Source organism: Mesorhizobium sp. M7A.T.Ca.US.000.02.2.1, assembly GCF_003996995.1.
In the GTDB taxonomy this organism is placed as follows: Bacteria; Pseudomonadota; Alphaproteobacteria; order Rhizobiales; family Rhizobiaceae; genus Mesorhizobium.
Map to the genome: position 1 here is coordinate 1 of NZ_RZTT01000768.1, position 1,230 is coordinate 1,230.

At 66.9% G+C, this 1,230-nt stretch carries 1 protein-coding gene and 1 pseudogene; one reads left to right on the top strand and one right to left on the bottom strand.

Annotation, left to right across the window (positions count from 1 at the left end):
* The coding region (locus tag EOD15_RS34450; protein ID WP_148129822.1) for an AraC family transcriptional regulator at positions 1 to 816 on the top strand (816 nt) is incomplete at its 5' end.
* A 4-nt stretch (positions 817 to 820) separates the two neighbouring features.
* Here the strand turns inward: EOD15_RS34450 and EOD15_RS34455 are convergent.
* Positions 821 to 1,230 (bottom strand): annotated as a pseudogene (locus tag EOD15_RS34455) (DSD1 family PLP-dependent enzyme); the annotation flags it as partial.

Here is a 1,230-nt window from a genome sequence, read left to right on the forward strand (position 1 = left end):
GCGCTGTGGTTCGTCGAAAGCCATCTGCCGGAGGCGATCTCGCTTGATGATGTCGCGCAAAGCAGCGGCGTGTCGCGTTTTCATGTGACGCGCGCCTTCGGCGCCGCCACCGGCCGGTCGGTGATGGGCTACATGCGCTCACGCCGGCTGACCGAGGCGGCGCGCAAGCTGGCGGGCGGGGCGCCCGACATCCTCGCCGTCGCGCTCGACGCCGGCTACAACTCGCATGAGGCGTTCACCCGTGCCTTCCGCGATCAGTTCGACACCACGCCGGAACTGGTGCGCGCGCAGGGCACACTCGACAAGCTCGACCTCGTGGAGCCGATCCTGATGGACCAGTCCCTCCTCACCAATCTCGAACCGCCGCGTTTCGAGACCAGCCGGCCGTTCCTGATCGCCGGCCTCGGCGAACGCTACAGCTGCGAAACCAGCGCCGCCATCCCGATGCAGTGGCAGCGCTTCGGCCCCTATATCGGCAACATTCCGGGCGAGACCGGCGACGTCGCCTATGGCGTCTGCGTCAACGGCGACGATGCCGGCAATTTCGACTACATCGCCGGCGTCGAAGTGTCTGACTTCTCCGACCTGCCCAGGGACTTCTACCGGGTGCGGGTGCCGGCGCAGAAATATGCGGTCTTTGCCCACCGCGAACACATCTCGACCATCCGCCGGACGGTCAACACGATCTGGAACAAATGGCTGCCGGCCTCCGGGCATGAGATCGCGGACGCGCCGGAATTCGAACGCTACGGCCCCGAATTCGACCCGCGCAGCGGCAAGGGCGGGCTGGAGATCTGGATACCGGTGAAGGCGTAGTCGGTCAGGCCATCGGCAACGCCGGCCAGCGATCGGCGATCCGGCCGCCGGAAAACACCGCGATCGACCCGAACTGCTGCAGCACGGCTTCGCTCTGCGTCGGCCTTAGAAACGCGTAGTCGCCGGGCTTTGCGGTCGCGTCGGCGGGCAAGCCCATGAATTGCTGGTTGGAGGACAGGCCGAGCAGCCCGTTCGTCGTCATGCCTTCGGGGAAGACCGGCTCGGCCATCCACTTGCCGCCATAGAGGTAGCAGCCCTTGCGCGGGAAGCGGCCGAGCGCCTGCAGCAGACGGGTGACGGCCGGCGGGCCGGGCAGCATCGGCTCGACCATTTTCAGGATCGGCGTGGCGATGAAGGCCGCCGGCTGGAAGCCGTCGAGGCCTGGCGTATCGAAGTCGCTGGGCAGCACAAAGG